The sequence below is a fragment of the Streptomyces sp. NPDC001544 genome (assembly GCF_042894285.1).
Classification (GTDB): domain Bacteria; phylum Actinomycetota; class Actinomycetes; order Streptomycetales; family Streptomycetaceae; genus Streptomyces.
In genome coordinates this window covers 1-19461 of sequence record NZ_JBIAVN010000021.1, presented here as the reverse complement: position 1 = coordinate 19461, position 19461 = coordinate 1, and the positions used below count along the sequence as shown (strand labels likewise).

Annotated in this window: 21 protein-coding genes and 1 pseudogene; 5 read left to right on the top strand and 17 right to left on the bottom strand. The window is 72.8% G+C overall.

The annotated features are described in order from the left end of the window. Positions 1 to 12 precede the first annotated feature (12 nt). The 3 genes and pseudogenes from ACFY0F_RS34590 to ACFY0F_RS34580 all read right to left on the bottom strand — a co-directional run bounded on the left by ACFY0F_RS34590 (position 13) and on the right by ACFY0F_RS34580 (position 3227). Positions 13 to 1596 carry an alkaline phosphatase D family protein gene (locus ACFY0F_RS34590; RefSeq protein WP_388803478.1) on the bottom strand — a complete coding sequence of 528 codons (1584 nt, stop codon included), beginning with the start codon at positions 1594 to 1596 and terminating at the stop codon, positions 13 to 15. A 155-nt stretch (positions 1597 to 1751) separates the two neighbouring features. Continuing rightward, positions 1752 to 2144 (bottom strand): annotated as a pseudogene (locus ACFY0F_RS34585) (PLP-dependent aminotransferase family protein); the annotation flags it as partial. Between the two features lie 252 nt (positions 2145 to 2396). Further along, positions 2397 to 3227: an alpha/beta fold hydrolase gene (locus ACFY0F_RS34580; protein ID WP_388803475.1), complete on the bottom strand. Its 831-nt coding sequence runs from the start codon at positions 3225 to 3227 to the stop codon at positions 2397 to 2399. A 322-nt stretch (positions 3228 to 3549) separates the two neighbouring features. Between ACFY0F_RS34580 and ACFY0F_RS34575 the strand changes: the two genes are divergently transcribed. Continuing rightward, complete coding sequence (locus ACFY0F_RS34575) at positions 3550 to 4311, top strand: GntR family transcriptional regulator (protein WP_388803472.1); 762 nt, start codon at positions 3550 to 3552, stop codon at positions 4309 to 4311. Between the two features lie 50 nt (positions 4312 to 4361). Here ACFY0F_RS34575 and ACFY0F_RS34570 read toward each other — a convergent pair whose 3' ends face one another. After that, complete coding sequence (locus ACFY0F_RS34570) at positions 4362 to 5519, bottom strand: ROK family transcriptional regulator (RefSeq protein ID WP_388803469.1); 1158 nt, start codon at positions 5517 to 5519, stop codon at positions 4362 to 4364. A 238-nt stretch (positions 5520 to 5757) separates the two neighbouring features. Here ACFY0F_RS34570 and ACFY0F_RS34565 point away from each other — a divergent pair, with 238 nt between their 5' ends. After that, positions 5758 to 6033: an SHOCT domain-containing protein gene (locus tag ACFY0F_RS34565; protein ID WP_388803466.1), complete on the top strand. Its 276-nt coding sequence runs from the start codon at positions 5758 to 5760 to the stop codon at positions 6031 to 6033. 60 nt (positions 6034 to 6093) lie between these two features. Here the strand turns inward: ACFY0F_RS34565 and ACFY0F_RS34560 are convergent, their stop codons facing one another. After that, a complete protein-coding gene (locus ACFY0F_RS34560) occupies positions 6094 to 6762 on the bottom strand; it encodes a response regulator (RefSeq protein WP_388803464.1) in 669 nt (222 codons plus the stop codon). A gap of 14 nt (positions 6763 to 6776) precedes the next feature. Further along, positions 6777 to 7934, bottom strand: coding sequence for a sensor histidine kinase (locus ACFY0F_RS34555; RefSeq protein ID WP_388803461.1), 1158 nt, complete (start codon positions 7932 to 7934; stop codon positions 6777 to 6779). A 108-nt stretch (positions 7935 to 8042) separates the two neighbouring features. Between ACFY0F_RS34555 and ACFY0F_RS34550 the strand changes: the two genes are divergently transcribed. The 3 genes from ACFY0F_RS34550 to ACFY0F_RS34540 are packed head-to-tail and all read left to right on the top strand — an operon-like array spanning position 8043 to position 10176. Continuing rightward, a complete protein-coding gene (locus tag ACFY0F_RS34550; RefSeq protein ID WP_388803458.1) occupies positions 8043 to 8963 on the top strand; it encodes an ABC transporter ATP-binding protein in 921 nt (306 codons plus the stop codon). 2 nt (positions 8964 to 8965) lie between these two features. Further along, on the top strand, positions 8966 to 9691 hold the full coding sequence (locus ACFY0F_RS34545) for an ABC transporter permease (protein WP_388803455.1): 726 nt from the start codon (positions 8966 to 8968) through the stop codon (positions 9689 to 9691). Positions 9692 to 9732: 41 nt separating this feature from the next. After that, the gene (locus ACFY0F_RS34540) at positions 9733 to 10176 is read left to right on the top strand and encodes a hypothetical protein (protein WP_388803452.1); all 444 of its coding nucleotides are present in this window, start codon (positions 9733 to 9735) and stop codon (positions 10174 to 10176) included. Between the two features lie 4 nt (positions 10177 to 10180). On the opposite strand, the gene mug is transcribed toward ACFY0F_RS34540, so the two are convergent. The 11 genes from mug to ACFY0F_RS34485 form a co-directional block, all read right to left on the bottom strand. Then, positions 10181 to 10678 (bottom strand): G/U mismatch-specific DNA glycosylase, encoded by a 498-nt coding sequence (gene mug / locus ACFY0F_RS34535; protein ID WP_388803449.1) that lies wholly within the window; start codon positions 10676 to 10678, stop codon positions 10181 to 10183. A gap of 44 nt (positions 10679 to 10722) precedes the next feature. After that, entirely contained in the window at positions 10723 to 12165 is a 1443-nt protein-coding gene (gene purB, locus ACFY0F_RS34530; protein WP_388803446.1) for an adenylosuccinate lyase, read from the bottom strand. Between the two features lie 93 nt (positions 12166 to 12258). Then, a complete protein-coding gene (locus ACFY0F_RS34525) occupies positions 12259 to 13053 on the bottom strand; it encodes an SGNH/GDSL hydrolase family protein (RefSeq protein WP_388803443.1) in 795 nt (264 codons plus the stop codon). A 485-nt stretch (positions 13054 to 13538) separates the two neighbouring features. Further along, positions 13539 to 14552 carry a hemolysin family protein gene (locus ACFY0F_RS34520; RefSeq protein WP_388803440.1) on the bottom strand — a complete coding sequence of 338 codons (1014 nt, stop codon included), beginning with the start codon at positions 14550 to 14552 and terminating at the stop codon, positions 13539 to 13541. After that, positions 14549 to 15880 carry a hemolysin family protein gene (locus ACFY0F_RS34515; RefSeq protein WP_388803437.1) on the bottom strand — a complete coding sequence of 444 codons (1332 nt, stop codon included), beginning with the start codon at positions 15878 to 15880 and terminating at the stop codon, positions 14549 to 14551. Before ACFY0F_RS34515 ends, ACFY0F_RS34520 begins: the two co-directional genes overlap by 4 nt. Positions 15881 to 16048: 168 nt before the next feature. After that, entirely contained in the window at positions 16049 to 16477 is a 429-nt protein-coding gene (locus tag ACFY0F_RS34510; RefSeq protein WP_388803434.1) for a GNAT family N-acetyltransferase, read from the bottom strand. A gap of 41 nt (positions 16478 to 16518) precedes the next feature. After that, positions 16519 to 16767: a hypothetical protein gene (locus tag ACFY0F_RS34505; protein ID WP_388803431.1), complete on the bottom strand. Its 249-nt coding sequence runs from the start codon at positions 16765 to 16767 to the stop codon at positions 16519 to 16521. A 60-nt stretch (positions 16768 to 16827) separates the two neighbouring features. Beyond that, on the bottom strand, positions 16828 to 16989 hold the full coding sequence (locus ACFY0F_RS34500) for a hypothetical protein (protein ID WP_388803429.1): 162 nt from the start codon (positions 16987 to 16989) through the stop codon (positions 16828 to 16830). A gap of 62 nt (positions 16990 to 17051) precedes the next feature. Next, entirely contained in the window at positions 17052 to 17345 is a 294-nt protein-coding gene (locus ACFY0F_RS34495; protein WP_388803426.1) for a DUF1330 domain-containing protein, read from the bottom strand. Positions 17346 to 17378: 33 nt separating this feature from the next. Beyond that, positions 17379 to 18782 (bottom strand): MFS transporter, encoded by a 1404-nt coding sequence (locus tag ACFY0F_RS34490; protein WP_388803423.1) that lies wholly within the window; start codon positions 18780 to 18782, stop codon positions 17379 to 17381. Positions 18783 to 18808: 26 nt separating this feature from the next. Beyond that, a complete protein-coding gene (locus ACFY0F_RS34485) occupies positions 18809 to 19171 on the bottom strand; it encodes a MarR family winged helix-turn-helix transcriptional regulator (RefSeq protein ID WP_388803763.1) in 363 nt (120 codons plus the stop codon). Between the last annotated feature and the right edge of the window lie 290 nt (positions 19172 to 19461).

Genomic DNA, 19461 nt, shown 5'->3' with positions numbered 1-19461 from the left:
AGGGCAGGGGAGTTACTGGCCGACCCGGCCCGGGTGCAGCACCTGCGTGAACAGGACGGTGCCGTCGTACTCGCGCAGCCGGACCGTCAGCTCACCGCTGCCGCCGTCGATGTCGACCTCGCCGAAGAACTGGTAGCCCTCGGCCGGCGACACGTTGGAGGCCGTCGGCGCCTTGACGAAGACCCGGTCGGGGCCGAACGTGCCGTCGAGCGCGTTGGCCGGGAAGGCGCCGGCGTTGAGCGGGCCGGAGACGAACTCCCAGAACGGCTCGAAGTCCTTGAACGCGGCCCGCGACGGGTCGTAGTGCTGGGCGGAGGTGTGGTGGACGTCGGCCGTCAGCCACAGCGTGCCGGTGATCCGACGGTGCTTGATGAACCGCAGCAGCTCGGCGATCTGCAGCTCCCGGCCGAGCGGCGCGCCCGGGTCGCCCTGGGCGACGGCCTCGAAGTTCGCCTTGCCCTCGACGGGGTCGGGCACGACCAGGCCGAGCGGCATGTCCGCGGCGATGACCTTCCACAGCGCGCGCGACCGGCCGAGCTCCCGCTTCAGCCACTCCAGCTGCTCCCGCCCGAGGATGCCCTGCGGGTCGGTGGTCTGGTTGTCCGGCGAGTTGGCGTCGCGGTACGTCCGCATGTCGAGCACGAAGACGTCGAGCAGCGGACCGTGGTTGACGACGCGGTAGATCCGGCCGTCGGGACGCCCGCTGATCGTGGAGATCGGGAAGTACTCGGAGAAGGCTCGCCGGGAGCGCAGCGCGAGGTCGTCGAGCTTCGTGCCGGCCGGGTACGGGGTGCCGGTGCCGATGACCTCACCCGGGTACCAGTTGTTGCGGACCTCGTGGTCGTCCCACTGGATGACGTTCGGCACCTGGGCGTTGAACCGGCGCAGCGCCGCGTCCAGCAGGTTGTAGCGGAAGTTGCCCCGGAAGTCGGCCAGCGTGACGGCGACGTGCGACTTCTCCTCGGTCGTGACGTTCCGGTACAGGCTGCCGTCCGGGAGCGTTGCGGTGGCCGAGATCGGCCCGTCCGCGTAGATGTTGTCGCCACTGCACAGGAAGAAGTCCGGGTCGAGCTTCGCCATGGCGTCGAAGATGCGGTAGCCGCCGATCGACTCGTTGATGCCCCAGCCCTGGCCGGCCAGGTCGCCGGACCAGACGAAGCGCACGTCCTGGCGCCGCCGTGCGGGAGCGGTGCGGAAGGTGCCCGTCACGGGGGCGCCGGTACGGCGCGGGTCGTCAGGGTCGGCGAGCAGCACGCGGTAGTGGATCTGCTCCCCGGAGGGCAGCCCGTGCAGCCGGGTGGTGCCGGTGAAATCGGTGTCCGCGCCGAGCAGCGGGCCGTGCCATCTGCGGGGGTTGCGGAAGGTCTCGGTGGCCGACGTCTCGACGATCATGCGGGCCGGGCGGTCCGAACGCACCCACACCAGGCCCGAGTCGGACGTCACGTCGCCGGCCTGTACGCCCCAGTCCGCCTCGGGGCGCCCGGACAGGGCGAACGCCGGTGCCGCGCCGACGGCGGTGGGCAGGGTCAGGGCCGCCGACGCGGCGAGGGAGCCGCGCAGTACGCTGCGGCGGCCCGGGAAGGGGCGGTGGGACATGGGGAGGCCTCCAGGGGCGGGATCCGGCCGGTGTGCAGTGCCACAACTACTGGCGCGCCGCAGCGCGCACGCAAACCGTGGGTGAACAACGAGCCGCGAGCGGAGGGGAACCGGCGTGCGATGTCGAGGGGCCGTACCGCCGGGCGTCGGACGGTGAGCGACTCCGCCATCGGCTTGACGTCCTCGCGGATCCGCGCCGGGGTCAGGTGGGCGTACCCGAGCACCAGCCGCACCTCGTCCGCGTCGGCTCGCCCGGACGTGCAGGAGCTCAGCGGGCGGACCATGACACCGGCCGCGGCGAGGAGAGCGGCCGGGTTCTCCTCGGGTGCGTACCGTCCGGGCAGTTCGGTGATGGCGTGCAGCCCCGCGGCGATCCCGGACACCCTCGCGTCCGGGAAGTGCTCCGCCGGCGCGGCGACCAGGACGTCACGCCGCTCACGGTAGGCGCGCCGGCAGCGGCGCAGCCGGCGGTCGTAGTCGCCGCGCTCCACGAACCGCGCGAACACCGCCTGGTCGAGGACCGGGTGCCCCGGATCCATGGTCCGCTTGAGGACCACCGCGCTGCTGTGGCAGGCGGCGGTCGTCACGGTCGTCGGGTTCGTGTGCTGGTACATGGGCACACGCAGCGGATCGGCGCGGAGCGTGCCACGCTCTTCTCCGGGCTCATCCCGGTGGCCGCCGCCTGCACCGCGCCCCTCGTCGGAACGGGCTCCTACGGGACCGCGCAGGCCGCGGGCAGTGCGCTCGTGGGAGCCGGGGCGCCCTGGGCTCGGGCGCCCTGCCCCGGCCTTCCGGGTCGGTCAGCGGCTGCCGTCCAGGATGACGCGCGCGACCAGCGCCGGGTCGTCGTTCATCGGGACATGGCCGCAGCCGGGCAGCCGGACCAGCCGCGCCTTGGGAATGATGCCCTTCGCCCGGACGCCCTGGCGGGGCACCAGCAGCCGGTCGCTCGAACCCCAGGCGACGGTGACGGGAATGCCGGGGACGTCGTCGGTGAACCGGACGGCCGTACCGGCCCGGAGGGTGTCGTCGAACCCGGTGGCGTTCGCCAGTGCCAGCGTCTCGGCGACCACGGCCTCGGGTGAACGGCGGGCGGGCCGGGCGTAGATGGTGCTCGTCAGCGCCACCCGGCCGACCGCCGTACGTGCGACCCGCTCGACCAGCGGCACCGGCAGCCGCCGGGAGATCCGGCGCATGACCGAGAGGACGCCGAAGGCCCAGACCCGCTCGGCCCCGGACCAGAACCCGGCGGGCGACAGGGCCGTGACGGACCGTACGAGTTTCTCGCGGCCGAGTTCGAGGGCTATCAGGCCGCCGAGCGAGTTGCCCGCGACATGCGGGCGCTCCAGTTCCAGCGCCTCGCAGAACGCACGGAACACCGCGGTCGTCGTCGACAGGTCGTACGCCAGGCCCTCGGGCAGCCCGGGCGACGCGCCGAAGCCGGGCAGGTCCACGGCGATCACCTCGCGCTCGGTCGCGAGGACGTCCACCACCGGGTCCCAGGCCTGCCGGTGGTGACCGATGCCGTGCAGCAGGAGCAGCGGCTCCCCGCTGCCCACGCGCGCGTAGGAGACGGTCGCGGTCCGCGGGCCGTGCGGTGTGGGGACCGGGAAGGAGACGGTGGCGGACATGGTGCTGCTCCTCGTCTGGACTCGCTGGTGGACGCCGTGGGGAGACAGACTGTCAGCGATTGCTACCGACGGGTAGCCCCCTGGGGCCGCCAATCCTGTCGCCCTCCTGTCGCCGTGGCGGACGGATGCGGCCGGACGGTGCGCATCGTTCGCGCGGGACGCGTGTGCAGGCCCCGCGGCGGACACCTCCGTGTTCTCTGCGGGAACGAGGATTGGTCTTGACCAGGGGTGGGGGCCGCCTTATCGTCGCAGACAAGTGCAACAACCTTTAATAAACAAGGGCGCTAAAACGCCGCGGACCACGGCGATTGCGGAGGACAGGGTGGGGACCACGCAGCTGGAAACGGTGCCGGAACCGAAGTACTGGCACCTCAAGACCGTGCTCAGTGAGGCACTGGACTCCGAGTTCGCCGTGGGCGAGATCCTGCCGAACGAGCGCGACCTCGCCGCCCGGTTCGGTGTCGCCCGTGCCACGCTCCGCCAGGCCCTCGAGCAGCTCGAGCTGGAAGGCCGCCTCCAGCGCCGGCGCGGTGTCGGCACCACCGTGGCACCCCCGCGCGTGGGTGTGGCCGTCGGTACCGAGCAGCAGGCCTGGCCGGGCGCCCCCGGCGACGCCTGGCAGCCCGTCGACTGCGCGCAGGACGCGCCGCCCGCCGCCGTCGCCACCGCCCTGGAGGCCGGCGAGGACGAGGCCGTGCACGTCGTGCGCCGCTCGCGCGTGTCGCACGGCCAGCCGGTCGCCGCCGAGCTGCTCTACATCCCGGCGTCCTCGGTCCCCGCCCTGTCCGGGATCGACGCGCCCTCCGGACCCGCACGCGCGCGTGCCGTCCTGCGTGAGCTGCAGCACCTGGAGCTGGAGGGCCAGGACCGCGCCGTGGAGCTCGGCTCGGCCCGCGCGGACGACGCCAGGGAACTCGACCGGCTCCCCGGCGCCCCCGTCCTCGTCGTCACCACCCGATTCTTCGCCCAGGGCCGCACCGCGGCGGTCTCCGTCGCCACCTACCGCGCGGACACCTGCCGGCTGACCTTCGGCGACTCCGGAGGTGTGGAGATAGACCACGGGCCGGAGCGCCAGGCCTCCTAGGCCGGGTCCGGCGGACCGGATCCCAGGGCCCGTCGGTCTCCGGCGGGCCCTCACCGTCGCGCCGTCACCGTGCCCTCCACCGCGAACAACTGCTCCTCGACGTGATCAAGGGCGAGCCGCAGAGCACCCGTCGCCACGGCCGCCTCCCCGAGCAGCGACAGCGCCACCCCGGGCGGCCGAAGGCAGTAGCGGGACAGCTCGCGGCGCAGGGGCTCCAGTACGCCGTCCAGTCCGGCCGCCCAGCCGCCGATCACCACCAGCTCCGGGTCGAGCGCGAGGACCAGCGCCGCGACGTCGTGCACCAGCCGCTGGATGAACCGGTCGACGGCGGCCCGGGCCCGCTGGTCGCCCTGGCGGGCGAGCGCGAACACCTCGGCGACGGCCTGCTCGTCCAGCGGGTGCAACGGCTCGTGCGTGGTGGACAGCAGCGTCTCCGGCGTCGCCTCCCGGCCCAGCAGATGCAGCGCGCCGATCTCACCGGCGGCCCCGCCGTAACCCCGGTGCAGCCGTCCCCCGATCAGTGAACCGGCGCCCGGACTCAGCCCGGCCAGCACGAACACGACGTCGTCCGACTCGGCCGCGGCGCCCTTCCAGTGTTCGGCGACCGCGGCGGCGTTGGCGTCGTTCTCCACCAGAACCGGGCACCGGAAGGAACGGCTGAGCCGTTCGCCCAGGCGCAGACCGGTCCACTGGGGTAGCGCGGTGCCCAGCCGTATCGTGCCGTCGGCCTCCACGATCCCCGGTGTGCCGACCCCCACCGCCCGCAGCGAGCCCCGCGCCGTCCCGGCCCGCCGCAGCAGCTCGGCCACCGCGGTGCGCAGCCGCTCCAGGCGCTCGTCCGCGTCGGCCGTCTCGGAGACCTCCTTCGCCTGCGAGCCCAGGATCCGCCCGTCGAGGTCGGCCAGGAGCGCGGCGACGCGATGCGCCCCGATCTCCAGCCCCAGCAGGTGCCCGGCCTCGGCCCGGAACCGGAACCGCCGCGCCGGCCTGCCCTGACGCCGGGCGGCACCCTCCTCGGCCTCCTTCTCGACGACCAGACCGGCCCCGATGAGCCCCTCGACGACGCCCTCGACCGTGGGCCGGGACAACCCCGTCACCCGGGTGATCTCCGTGAGTGTCGCGCAGTCCGTGGCACGCAGCGCGTGCAGCACCACCGCGGAGTTGATCCTTCGCAGCAGCGAGGGATCCCCGCCGGTCAGCCGCGCCACCGTCCGTCCTCCCAGCTCGTGCGCCGTGTGGGGCGGATGCTACTCGGCACACCGCACCCCGGCGAGAGCCGGGCGCCCGCGACGCACGCGGTGCCAGGGCCGGGCGGCCCGGAGGCAGGGGCCGTCCGGCCCCAGACCGCGACCACGAGCGGCGGGACCCTGGGGTCGGGGGGGGGCGACGCCCCGGGCGCCACTCGGCGTCCGGGGCACGGAACACGGCCGGAGCGGGTGAGTTGCGATGATCTTCTGGTACGGCCACGGCTCCGGCGGCTGGGGCTGGTTCGCCATGTCCGCCGGCATGATCCTGTTCTGGGCGCTGATCGTCACAGGTGCCATCCTGCTCGTCCGCGCCCTCAACAGGCCCTACGAACGCACCCGCACACCGGTCACGCCCTCGGCGGAGGAGATACTCAAGGAGCGGCTGGCCCGCGGGGAGATCGACGAGGACGACTACCGGCGCCGCCTCGACGCGCTGCGCAGCGGCCCTCCGGCCCGGTGGAAGACACCACCCTGACCAGTGCAAGCGCCGCCGGAAGCACCGCCGGAGGCATCAAGCAGGCACCTGTCCGCCGGATCAGCCGGGAGCCACGAACCCCGACTCGTACGCCGCGATCACCGCCTGGGTGCGGTCGCGCGCCCCGAGCTTCGCCAGTACGGCGCTCACATGCGACTTCACCGTCTCCGTGCCGACCACCAGCCGGCCGGCGATCTCCGCGTTCGACAGCCCCCGGGCCATCAGCCGCAGCACCTCGGCCTCCCGCTCGGTCAGCCGGGCCCGCTCCAGCACGGCACGCGCGGCCCGGTCGCCGCCGTCACCGTCGGTGCCGTACCGGGCGGCGAGCTGCCGTACGGAGGCCGGGAACAGCAACGACTCGCCCTCCGCCACCAGCCGCACCGCGTGCACGATCTCCGCGGGCCGGGCCCGCTTGAGCAGGAAGCCGTCGGCGCCCGCGCGCAGCGCCTCGTACACGTACTCGTCGTTCTCGAAGGTGGTCACGACCAGGATCTTCGGCGGGCTGTCGACGGTGCGCAGCACCGCGCGCGTGGCCTCGATGCCGTCCAGCAACGGCATCCGCACATCCATGGCGACCACGTCCGGCCGCAACTGCCGGACCAGCGGGATCACCGCCGCGCCGTCGGCCGCCTCGCCGACGACCTCGATGTCGGGCTGGGCCTCCAGCACGGCCCGCAGACCCACGCGGACCAGGGGTTCGTCGTCGACGAGGAGAACGGTGACCGGCACCCCGCCAGCGTAGATCAGCGCAGCGGAAGCTCTGCATGCACCTGCCAGTCACCTTCGTCCGGGCCGGTGAGCGCGCGGCCGCCGAGCAGTGCCGCCCGCTCGCGGATCCCGCGCAGACCGCTGCCCCCACCGGCACCCGGGACGCCGGCGGCGAGCGGATTGCGGACCTCCAGCGCGAGCGCGCCGCCGTCGACCCGCACGCGTACCTGGACGGGGACCGGCCCCGCGTGCCGGAGCACATTGGTCAGCGACTCCTGGAGGATGCGGTACCCCTCACGGGACACAGGGCCCGGCACCACCTCCAGGGGACCGGAGAACTCCGCGTCCACCTTCGCTCCGGAGGCGCGGGCCGACTCCAGCAGACGATCCGCGTCCGTCAGCGTCGGACGGCTGCTCACGGGCCGCTGGGCCTCCCGCAGGACGCCGAGCACGCGCTCCAGATCCTCCAGTGCCGCCCGGCCGGTCTCCTCGATGGCGTCCAGGGCACGCTCGGTGAACGCCGGGTCGCCGGCCGCACGAGCGGCGCCCGCCTGCACCACGGCGACGGTCAGCGCGTGACCGATCGAGTCGTGCAGCTCGCGCGCGATGCGGGTGCGCTCCAGGAGCAACTCGGTGCGCTCCTCCAGAGCGGCGATGCGTTCGGCGGGGGAGGGGCCGAGAAGACGGCGGGCGAGGGCGGTGCCCAGCTCACCGAGGCCGACGACGGCGGCGTACAGGGCGATCACCGGCAGGGGCGCCAGCAGGGCGTAGACCCAGCGGGGCTCGGAGACCGGCAGCAGCGGATTGCCGGTGGGCACGTGCCCGAGCGCCGCGCCGGTCAGGTCGACGGCGAGGAACGACAGCCAGGCGGTGGCGAAGCAGACGGCCGCCGACAGCGCCATCCGCGTCTCCAGCCACAGCATCGTGCGGAACCGGTCGCGCCATGTCGCCGACGGGGCCGTGGAGATGCCCGAGTCCTCCTCACCCGGCGTCAGCAGCAGATGCGCCTGTACGCCCTCACCCCTGCGTACCCCCGGGATCAACAGCCCCACCGGAACCAGAGCCAGCGCGGGCACCCACGGCGTGGCCGGGTCGATGAACAGCCACACGCTGACGATCAGCATCGGCACCCACAGATGCAGTAGCCGTGTGTACGTCGTCCCCCGAAGCAACGGGCGCAGGAAGCGGGCCATTTGGTCATCGTGCCAGCCGCCACCGACAGCGGACCTCCCCCGCGCGGGGGAGACGATCTCCACCGGTGGGGGAGGCCCCGCCCCCTGGCCGGCGGCCAGGCTGCTGCCATGACCAGCATCGACGTCCAAGACCTCACCAAGGAGTACGGCACCCGGCGAGCCGTGGACCACCTGACCTTCCATGTCCTGCCCGGCCGCGTGACCGGTTTCCTCGGCCCCAACGCCGCCGGGAAGTCGACCACCATGCGGCTCGTGCTCGGCCTGGACCGGCCGACCTCCGGCTCCGCCACGATCGGCGGCCGGCTCTACGCCACTCTCGGCGAACCCCTGCGCCACGTGGGCGCCCTCCTCGACGCGCAGGCCGCGCACGGCTCCCGCACCGGCCGCGATCACCTGCGAGCGCTGGCGGCGAGCAACCGCATCCCCGCGCGCCGGGTGGACGAGCTGCTGGAGGAGACGGGCCTGGCCTCGGCGGCACGCCGCCGGGTCAAGACGTACTCCCTGGGCATGCGCCAGCGGCTCGGCATCGCCGCGGCCCTCCTGGGCGATCCCGAAGTGGTCCTGCTCGACGAGCCGTCCAACGGCCTCGACCCGGAAGGCATCGTCTGGATCCGGGAGTTGCTGCGCCGGCTGGCGAAGGAGGGGCGAACCGTCCTGGTCTCCAGCCATCTGATGAACGAGACCGCGTCCTTCGCGGACCACCTGGTCGTCCTCGGCCGGGGCCGCCTGCTGGCAGACACCCCGATGCGGGAGTTCATCCACGCGCGCGTGCAGCCGAGTGTGCGGATCCGCACGACCGATCCCGCCACCCTCAGGAGCGTCCTCGCCCGGCACGATCACGATGCCGTGGAGCACGAGGACGGCCACTGGACCGTGCCCCACGCACGCGTGGACGACATCGGACGTCTCACCTCCGCCGCGGGCGTGCCCATCCTCGAACTCTCCGCCGAGGAAGGCACGTTGGAGCAGGCCTACCTCGACCTGACCGCCGCCGAAGCCGAGTTCACCGCACAGCGCCAGGAGGCCTGACCATGTCCTTCGCACCCGTGCTCCACTCCGAGTGGATCAAGATCCGCACCCTGCGTTCGCTGTGCGGAGCGCTGCTGGCGCTGTTCGCGGCGACCACGGCGTTCTCCGCGCTCGCCGGGGTCTCCGACACCTCGGACCCGGGATTCGACCCGCTGTTCATGGCGCTGTCGGGCGTCCTGCCCGGCCAGATCGCCGCGGTCTCCTTCGGCGCCATGGCGGTGTCGTCGGAGTTCCAGGGAGGCGGGCTCCGGCTGTCGCTGGCCGCGGTCCCGCAGCGTGGACGGTGGTTCGCGGCCAAGGTGACGGCCATCGCCGCACCGGCCCTCGTCGTGGGGCTGATGACCGCCTGCGCCGCCCTCCTCGCGGCGCGTACGGGCCTCGGCTCCGCGGCGAGCGGGCTGACCCTCGGCGAGCAGGTGCGGGGCGTCGTCGGCTGCGGGATCTACCTGATGCTCATGGCCCTGTTCGCGGCCGGTCTCACGGCCCTGCTCCGCAGCGGCGTGGTCACGCTCTCCGTCCTGAGCCCGTTCCTCCTCGTCGTCCCCTTCGTGATCGGCTCCGCGGCGGGCGGCGCCGCCGACTTCCTGCCCGACCACGCCGGGCAGGTGGTCATGCGCCAGTCGTACGACGGGACCCTGGGGCCATGGGCGGGGCTCGCGGTGACCGCGCTCTGGACGGCCGCGGCGCTCGGAGCGGGTGCCTGGAGCCTGCGCCGCCGGGACGCTTGACGCCCCGCCAATTGTCAGTGGTGGGCGTTTTACTGGATCACATGGACATCGCGCGGTACCTCGGCACCATCGAACTGCTGTGCGCGGCGGACTTTCCCGCGGAGCACGGCGGGACGGACGTCGGCACCGGCGGGCCGGGGTATCACGTCGCCGCTTTACAGACGAGCGGCGACTTCTGGGAGGACGACGGGACGGACCGGGAGCGGAGCGAGGAGCAGTACGAGGCCGACAGGGACGGCCTGAGCGAGGGGCTGACCCGGCGCTGGGGACCTCCGCAGGTCCTCAGCCTGGTCGGCGTCCTCGTGCGCGCGGAGAGCGGCGAGGACATACCCGAGCCATGGGCCTCGCTCAGCGCCCATGTGCCCGACCTGCACCTGTGGCGGTCGCCGGAGACGGACCGCTGGGTCGCCCTCGGTGTGTCCCAGTGGAACAGGGAACTCCCGTTCCAACTGCTCGCCCTGGTCACGGACATAGACCCCCCGTGACCCGTCAGCCCTGCGCCGCCTCCCGCAGCCGCGCGAACTCCTCCGCCATCGTCGCCGCCGTCCAATGCGCGTTCAGACCGCTCGGGTTGGGCAGCACCCACACACGCGTGTCCCCGATCGTCCGCTCCTGCGGCCCCACCCGGGCCGCACGGTCGCCGAACGCGGCCCGGTAGGCGGTCACCCCCACCACGGCCAGCCACCTCGGCCGCAGCCGCGCCACCTTCGCCGCGAGCAGCCGGCCGCCCTCGACGTACTCCTGCGCGGTCAGCTCGTCGGCCCGAGCCGTCGCCCGCGCCACGACGTTGGTGATGCCGAGCCCGTACGACAGCAACTCCCGCTGCTCCGACGGCTTCAGCCGTCTGGGCGTGAACCCGGACAGGTGCAGTACCGGCCAGAAGCGGTTCCCGGGCCGCGCGAAGTGGTGTCCCGTGGCCGCCGTCATCAGCCCCGGATTGATGCCGCAGAACAGGACGTGGAGGCCGTCCGCGACCACGTCCGGCACCAGACGGTCGCGGGCGGCCTCGAGTTCCGCCTGGGTGAAGCGGGTCAGAGGATCGCCCCCGGGGTGTAGCCCGCGGCCTCCGGGTGCTGCTTGGCGATCTCCTCGATCCGGGCGACGACGACGCCGACCTGGTCGGCCGCCGCGCCGGTGAAGGACAGCTTGTCGGCCATGAGCTGCTCGAGCTGCGTCCGGTCCAGCGGGAGGCGGTCGTCAACGGCGAGCTTGTCCAGCAGGTCGTTGCGCTCGGCGCCCTGCTCGCGCATCGCCAGTGCCGTGGCGACGGCGTTCTCCTTGATGGCCTCGTGGGCGACCTCGCGGCCGACCCCGGCCCGCACCGCCCCCATCAGCACCTTGGTCGTGGCCAGGAACGGCAGGTAGCGGTCCAGCTCACGGGCGACGACCGCCGGGAACGCGCCGAACTCGTCGAGGACCGTCAGGAAGGTCTCCAGCAGCCCGTCGAGGGCGAAGAACGCGTCCGGCAGCGCGACCCGGCGCACCACCGAGCAGGAGACGTCGCCCTCGTTCCACTGGTCGCCCGCCAGCTCGCCGGTCATCGAGGCGTAGCCGCGCAGGATGACCATCAGGCCGTTGACGCGCTCGCAGGAGCGGGTGTTCATCTTGTGCGGCATGGCGGAGGAGCCGACCTGGCCCGGCTTGAAGCCCTCGGTCACCAGCTCGTGGCCCGCCATCAGCCGGATGGTCTTGGCCAGCGACGACGGCGCGGCGGCCAGCTGCACCAGCGCGGTGACGACCTCGTAGTCCAGCGAGCGCGGATAGACCTGGCCGACCGAGGTGAAGGCCTGCGAGAAGCCAAGGTGACCGGCGATCCGCCGCTCCAGCTCCGCGAGCTTGACCGCGTCCCCGCCCAGCAGGTCCAGCATGTCCTGCGCGGTGCCCACCGGGCCCTTGATACCGCGCAGCGGGTAGCGGCCGAGGAGCTCCTCGACCCTGCCGTACGCCACGAGCAGTTCGTCGGCGGCGGTCGCGAAGCGCTTGCCGAGGGTGGTTGCCTGCGCGGCGACGTTGTGGGAACGGCCGGCCATGACGAGTTCGCCGTACTCGGCGGCCAGCTTCGCCAGCCGGGCCAGGACGGCCACCGTGCGATCGCGCACCAGCTCCAGCGAGAGCCGGATCTGCAGCTGCTCGACGTTCTCCGTCAGATCGCGGGAGGTCATGCCCTTGTGCACGTGCTCGTGCCCGGCGAGGTCGTTGAACTCCTCGATCCGCGCCTTCACGTCGTGCCGCGTGACCTTCTCGCGCTCGGCGATGGAAGCCAGGTCGACGGTGTCGAGGACACGCTCGTAGTCGGCGAGCGCTGCGTCGGGAACCTCGATCCCGAGGTCCTTCTGGGCCCGCAGCACGGCGAGCCAGAGCTGCCGCTCCAGCTTCACCTTCTGCTCGGGCGACCAGAGCGTGGCGAGCTCGGCGGAGGCGTAGCGTCCGGCGAGGACGTTCGGGATGCGGGGCTTGGCGGGCGCTGAAGTCACGTGCACGGATTCTACTGGCGATTCGTGCAGGCCAGCCCCACGGGCCTGTTCGTCGGAAGCTACGAGACCGCCGTCACGCCCTCCGCCGGGGCGTCACGCCCCCGAGTCCTCGTACGACAGCAGCTCGGGCCGCTTCGCGGGGCGGCCGTCGCCGGAGGAGCGGCCGGTCAGCCGCCGGCCTATCCACGGCAGCAGGTGCTGCCGGGCGAACCGCGCGTCCGCGACCCGCCGGGTGACCCAGCCCGGCGGCAGGGTCGCCGCCATCGGAGTCCGCCACTGAGGGTCCTCGGCTTCGTGGCCGAGCGCCTGCCAGACCGCCTCGGCGACCCGGCGGTGCCCCTCCGCCGTCAGGTGGAGCCGGTCCACGTCCCACATCCGGGGATCGGACAGCGAGGGCGCCCCGTACAGGTCGACCACCAGCGCGCCGTGCCGTGCGGCGAGCTCGTCGACGCAGACGAACAGTTCCTCCATGCGCGGACGGAACCGCTCCAGGACCGGTCCCTGCCGGGCCGGGCTGCGCATCAGCACCAGCTGCTTGCACGCCGGCGCCAGCTGTTCCACGGCCTCCGTCAGCAGGTCCTTGACCCGGTTCATGTCGCACTTGGGCCGCAGTGTGTCGTTGAGGCCGCCGACGAGCGTGATGACGTCGGCTCCCATCGCGGCCGCCACGGGTACCTGCTCGTCGACGATCTGTCCGATCAGCTTGCCCCGCACCGCGAGGTTCGCGTACCGGAACCCGGGGGTGCGGGCGGCCATCCGCGCGGCGAGGAGATCGGCCCAGCCCCGGTAGGAACCGTCGGGCAGCAGGTCCGACATGCCTTCGGTGAACGAGTCGCCGACGGCGACGAGGCTGGTGTGGGCGGGGTGGGGTGCGGAATTCGTCTGCATGGCGACAGCGATGGTATCCCGGCGCCATACCCGCCGGTCGGTCACCCGGGGGGGCCGGGCGGGTGGGGCCCCCGGCCCGGCGGGTCGCTCGTCTCCCGGCTGGTCGTCCGTGTCGCGGCGGTCGCCGGACTCGGCCGGAGCTGGGCCCGGTGGTCGTCGGGTCCTGGCCGGCCGTCCGGGCCCGGTGGTCGTCGAGTCCTGGCCGGCCGTCCGATTCTCGGTGGTCGTCCGAGTCCCGGCGGTCGTCCGCGTCCCGGCGGTCGCCCGGGCTCCGGTGCATCGTCTGGGCTCTGCGGACCCTTCCGGCCTGGTGAGGCGGCTGTTCCTTCCGGCCTTCCGGCCTGGTGAGGCGGCTGTTCCTTCCGGCCTTCCGGCCTGGTGAGGCGGCCGTTCCTTCCGGCCTTCCGGCCTGGTGAGGCGGCCGTTCCTCCCGGTCTCCCCGCCTGGTGAGGCGGCCGTTCCTCCCGGTCGGCCGGAAGGCGCCGTCACGCGGGCTGCCCGAACAGCTGCCGCAGCACGTCCTCCATCGTCACCAGCCCGGCGAGCCTGCCGTCTGCCCCGAGTACCGCCGCGAGATGCGTCCGGCTGCCCCGCATCGCGGTGAGCACGTCGTCCAGCGGTGTGTTCTCCCGCACCCGCGCGATGGGCCGCATGTCCCGCAGCCGGAACGGAACGTTGCGCGGTGAGGCGTCCAGCGCGTCCTTCACATGCAGATAGCCGACGATCCGGCGTGCCGCGTCGACCACCGGGAAGCGCGAGAAACCGGACTGGGCCGACAGGTGTTCCAACTGCTCCGCCGTGACGCCCACGCGCGCGTACACCACGCGTTCCAGCGGGACCACCACGTCCCGCACCGGGCGGCTGCCCAGCTCCAGCGCGTCGTGCAGCCGCTCCTGCGCGCGGTTGTCGATCAGACCGGCCTCGCCGGCGTCCTTCACGATCTCGGCCAGCTCGGCGTCCGAGAAGGTCGCCGAGACCTCGTCCCTGGCCTCCACCCTCAGCAGTTTCAGCAGTATGTTGGCGAAGGAGTTCACCGTGAAGATCACCGGTCGCAGCGCCCGGGACAGCGCGACCAGGGGCGGGCCGAGCAGCAGCGCGCTGCGCACCGGTTCGGCGAGCGCGATGTTCTTGGGCACCATCTCGCCGAGCAGCATGTGCAGATAGGTGGCCAGGCCCAGGGCGATCACGAAGGAGACGGCGTGGCCCGCGCTCTTGGACACGCCCACCGCGTGGAACGCCGGTTCCAGCAGGTGCGCGATCGCCGGTTCCGCGACCACACCGAGGACCAGCGTGCACAGCGTGATGCCGAGCTGGGCGGCCGCCAGCAGTGCGGACACGTGCTCCAGGCCCCACAGCACGAGCTTCGCCCGCCGGTCGCCGGCTTCCGCGTACGGCTCGACCTGGCTGCGCCGCACGGAGATCAGGGCGAACTCGGCGCCCACGAAGAAGGCGTTGACGACCAGCGTCGCCAGCCCGATCAGCAACTGGACGGCGGTCACCGTACGGCCTCCCGCTGTTCGTCGTCGAGCGGCGCGTGCAGCAGCACCCGGGCCGCCCGGTGGCCCGAGGCGTCCACCACGTCGAGCCGCCACCCGGCGACCTCGACGCGGTCCCCGGTCTCGGGTATCCGGCCCAGTTCCGTCGCCATGAGCCCGGCCAGTGTCTCGTAGGGACCGTCCGGCACCCGCAGTCCCACCCGGGTGAGCTGGTCGATGCGGGTCGCGCCGTCCGCCGAGTACAGGGCGCGGCCCTGCTCGTCGGCCCCGGCCGGGGCGAGGTCGGGCGTCTCGTGCGGGTCGTGTTCGTCCCGCACCTCGCCGACGACCTCCTCGACGATGTCCTCCAGGGTGGCGACGCCCGCCGTGCCGCCGTACTCGTCGATGACGACGGCCATGGTGCGTTTGCCGGAGAGCCGGTCGAGGAGCCGGTCGACGGTGAGCGACTCGGGGACCAGCAGCGGCTCGCGCATCACCTGCGCGACGGAGCGGTGGGGCCGCTGGTCGGCGGGCAGGGCCAGGATGTCCTTGATGTGGGCGGTCCCGACTACCGAGTCGAGACTGTCCCGGTAGACCGGGAACCGGGACAGCCCGGTGGCCCGGGTCGCGTTCGCGACGTCCTGGCAGGTCGCCTGGACGTCCAGGGCGACGACCTGGACGCGGGGGGTCATCACGTTCTCCGCCGTCAGGTCGGCGAGGTTCAGGGTGCGGACGAACAGTTCCGCGGTGTCCGCCTCCAGGGCCCCCTTCTTGGCGGAGTGCCGGGCCAGCGCCGCCAGCTCCTGGGGGCCGCGCGCGGAGGCCAGCTCCTCGGCGGGCTCCACGCCGAGGCGGCGTACGACGCGGTTCGCCGTGTTGTTCAGGTGGGTGATGAACGGGCGGAAGACGGCGCTGAACCAGCGCTGCGCGTTGCCGACCCGTTTGGCCATGGCCAGCGGAGAGGAGATCGCCCAGTTCTTGGGCACCAGCTCGCCCACGACCATCAGGAACACCGTGGACAGGGCCGTGCCGACCACCAGCGCGACCGAGTTCGCCGCGGAGGCGGAGATGCCGAGCGCCTGCAGCGGACCGGAGAGCAGCGCGGCGATCGACGGCTCGGCGAGCATGCCGACCACCAGGTTGGTGACGGTGATGCCGAGTTGCGCCCCGGAGAGCTGGAACGTGAGGTTCCGCACCGCCTTGAGGGCGCCGGCGGCACCGCGCTCACCTCTCTCGGCGGCCCGCTCCAGCTCGCGCCGCTCGACCGTGGTCAGTGAGAACTCGGCGGCCACGAAGGCACCACAGGCGAGCGAGAGCAGGACCGCCACCAGAAGGAGGAGCACTTCGGTCATCGGGTCACCTCCTTCCCATCCTCGGACAGGGCAGGGAGGGTCGCGCGACGTCGTCGACCGGGAGGCTCGCCCATGGGCGCAGGCTCACAACCTTTCATGCAGAACCGAGTGATCCTCCCATGGTAAAGGATGGGCAAAAAAGTGTGGAGGGGTATCGGTAAGGGGCGATCAGTCGGTGGAGAGTGGCTTGACCCAGCGTCGCCAGTGGTCCTCGCGGTGGTAGCCGGCCGCGCCCCAGGTGAGGTGCGCCCGTTCGTTGACCTCCAGGACCATGGCGTCGACGCGCCGCCCGCCGAGGGCGGCGAAGCGCTGCTCCGCGGCTTCCAGCAGGGCGGTGGCGATGCCCTGCCTGCGGTGGTCGGGGTGTACGGCCAGCCGGTAGGCGGAGCACCGCCATCCGTCGAAGCCGGCTATGACGGTCCCGGCGAGGACGCCGTCGCGCTCTGCGAGGAGCAGCGCCTCGGGGTCTCGCCTGATGAGCCGGGCCACTCCGTCGTGGTCGTCGCTGATGCTCGTGCCCTCCGCGGCCTCGCGCCAGAACCGCAGCACGGTGTCGATGTCCGAGAGAGCGGCGCGGCGGATGTGAAGATCACTCATGGGGTGAGCCAAGCAGAGCGCCGGCCTGCCCGGCGAACGGGTTACCGACCGAGTTCGCGGGAGAGGCGGCGCAGCCAGGGCTCGGCGAAGGCGGGCTCCGAGCTGAAGGTCCGGACGAGACGCCGCCGCACCGTCCGGGTCCGCCCGGCCTCGACCAGGGCGACGGCGGTGGCGAGGGCGCGTCTGGGGCCGTCCCCGCGGACGGGCGCGCTCACCGTGTCGTCGTGCCAGCGGCGGGGCGGGAAGGAGGGCGCGGTCCTCGGCTCGACGTCGCCCAGCAGTTGCCACACGCGTCGGTCGACCTGTGGTTACGGGCCGAAAATCTGAGGTGTCCCGCGCGCGGACCGCTGTCAGAACCGGTTGCGGCGGCCGTCGCCGGCTCCCTCGGCGGCAGCGGGCGGGGCGTCGGCAAGCTCGGCAGCCCACCGCTGCGACCACTCCGTGACCGAACGCAGGGGCTCGCGGGCGTCGTGGCCGAGCGGGGTGAGGGTGTAGCTGCCGTTGCACAGCACCTCGGCGAGCCAAGCCTCTTGGAGCTCTGTGACCCTTCAGTGCAGATCCGACTGGGCCTCGGTCAGTCGATGCCTTCGACGATGCGGAAGTCGCGCTCGACGCCGTCGGAGAGGGCGACCAGCGCCTCCTGGTAGGCCGCACTCTCGCGCGCCGCGACGGCCTGCTCGAAGCTGTCGAACTCGACCAGGACGGTGCGCTTGGCGATTCCGGCGTCATACGCCACGACCCGACCGCCACGGACGAGGGTCCGGCCGCCCCCGGCCTCGACGGCCGAACGGGCCAGCTTGTTGTAAGCAGCCGGCTTCTCGGGGTCGGAAATGGTGCGGTAGACGCTGACCCAGTAGCCCTTGGGCATGGAACCTCCAGTGTGGGGATGAGTGCATCTGACTTACGGGTTGGTCTCGGACGAGCGTCGGCGGGCGAGAGCGAGGCTTGTCAGCGCCGTGATCGCCATGGCGCCGATGCCGACCAGCGCCGCGGTGGTGTAGGCGCTGTCGTCGGGGAAGAGATGGCCGGGGCCGGTGCCCGCGGCGAGGATCAGGCCGCCGATGGCGCTGCCCAGGGAGTACCCGACGCTGCGGACGACGTAGTTGAAGCTCATGGCGCTCGACGTCTCGCTCTTGGGGGTGACGGCCAGGATGACGCCGGGTATCGCGGCCGAGAAGCCGCCGACGCCGAAGCCGAGCACGCCCATCGCCGCGAACAGTTCGGCCAGGTCCGACCGGGCCGCCGCGAACAGAGCGAACCCGCCGCCGACCACGACGGCGCTGCCGGCCAGGAGCAGGGGGTCGGCGATCCGCGTCCGAACCCGCGGCGTGACCTTGCCGGCGACGAACCCCAGCACCGAGAACGGAATGAGGACCAGCCCGGCAACGAAGGTCGTCAGCCCGAAGCCGTAGCCGGCGCCGTGCGGCGTCTGCGCGTACCGGGTGATGAGCGTGAGCAGGAGGTACATGCCGATCCCGCCGACGAACATGGCGAGGTTCGCCCCGACGACCGCCGGGTGCCGCGCCGCCCGCACATCGACCAGGGGCGCAGTGCTGCGCAGCTCGATCACGGCCCAGACGCACAGCAGCACCACCGCGACGACGGCGAGGCCCGCCGCCACGGCGAGGTGCCGGCTCCACAGATCCCGTTCGCCCGCGAGGAACAGCACCAGGAGCAGCGCAGCGGCCAAGACGACCGCGCCTGCCACGTCCACGTGGGCCAAGCGGCCTTCGGGGGCTTCGGGCATCGAGCGCCACGCGGTCAGGAGGGCGACGGCGGTGACGACCAGGCCGAGGCCGTAGGCGGCCCGTACCCCGCCGAACTCGGCGAGCAGTGCGGCCAGCGGGTAGCCGACGCCGGCCCCGATGATCGAGACCACCGAGATCAGGGCGATAACGGCCGCGCTGCGCTCCTCGGGGAGGTGGTCCCGGGCCACGCCCATCATCAGCGCCGTCAGCCCGAGCCCGACGCCCTGGGCCGCCCTGCCGGCCAGCAGCCACGCGAACGGCAGCGGCAGCACGGTGAGCGCGCTGCCGACGACGACGACCGCCAGCGTGGCGAGGATCGTGGCCCGCCGGTGCCGGCCGGCTCCAAGCCGGCCCAGGACCGGCGTGGCAACGGCGCCACTGAGCAGCGCGGCGGTCAGCGTCCACTGCGCGCTGCCGAGCGAGACGTGGAACGAGGTCGCCACGCTCGTGATGAGCGGCGTCCCGAGGCTGCCGACCGCCGCCACGACCAGAGCGATGAACAACAGCGCGGGGACCAGCAGCCGCGCCTCGGAACGCGCCACCGGGAACGCGTTCACCGCGGCCCCGTCGACCGGCTGCCCGGTTACTGCTTCGGCCCTTCGCGGTCCTGGCTTTCGAGCTCTGCCAGATGCTTCAGCGCCGGAAGGGCCGCCACCAGCGCCTCGACCTCGTCGGCGGTGAGCTCGCCGATCAACCGCTCGAACGCGTGGACGCCCGCCTGGCGCCGCGTCCGGACATAGGAGGCGCCGGCCTCGGTCAGGCACACCAGCGTGACCCGCCTGTCGGACGCGTCGCCCCGCCGCTCGACCAGGCCGGACTCCTCCATCACACGGACCAGGGCGGTCATCGCGGGCTGGGTGACGCCCTCGACCGCGGCCAGATCGGTGATGCGCCGCGGGCCGGTCCGGTCGAGGGTGGCCAGGGTGGCGGCGGACGTCAGGCTCATGTCCCGGGGCAGGCGTCTCGCGGCCCTGGTGGCCAGGCTGTAGAGGGCTGCCCCGATGGCGGCGGACGCGCCAGGAGCGGTGTCTTGACGACTCATGCTCGAAGCATAACATTTTTATATTCATACTCTATGGAAGTGGTCGACTGGCGCGGTCGGCGCTCCCCTTGGGCAGGCCGGCCCGCCGGATCCGGTCAGCGCTAGGGGGTGTCTTGTGGATCAGGCCGGTTGAGACCGACGGCGCCTTCCAGCCGACCCGAGCGGGGGCGATGGGGGTGCCCCCGCGCGAGTCT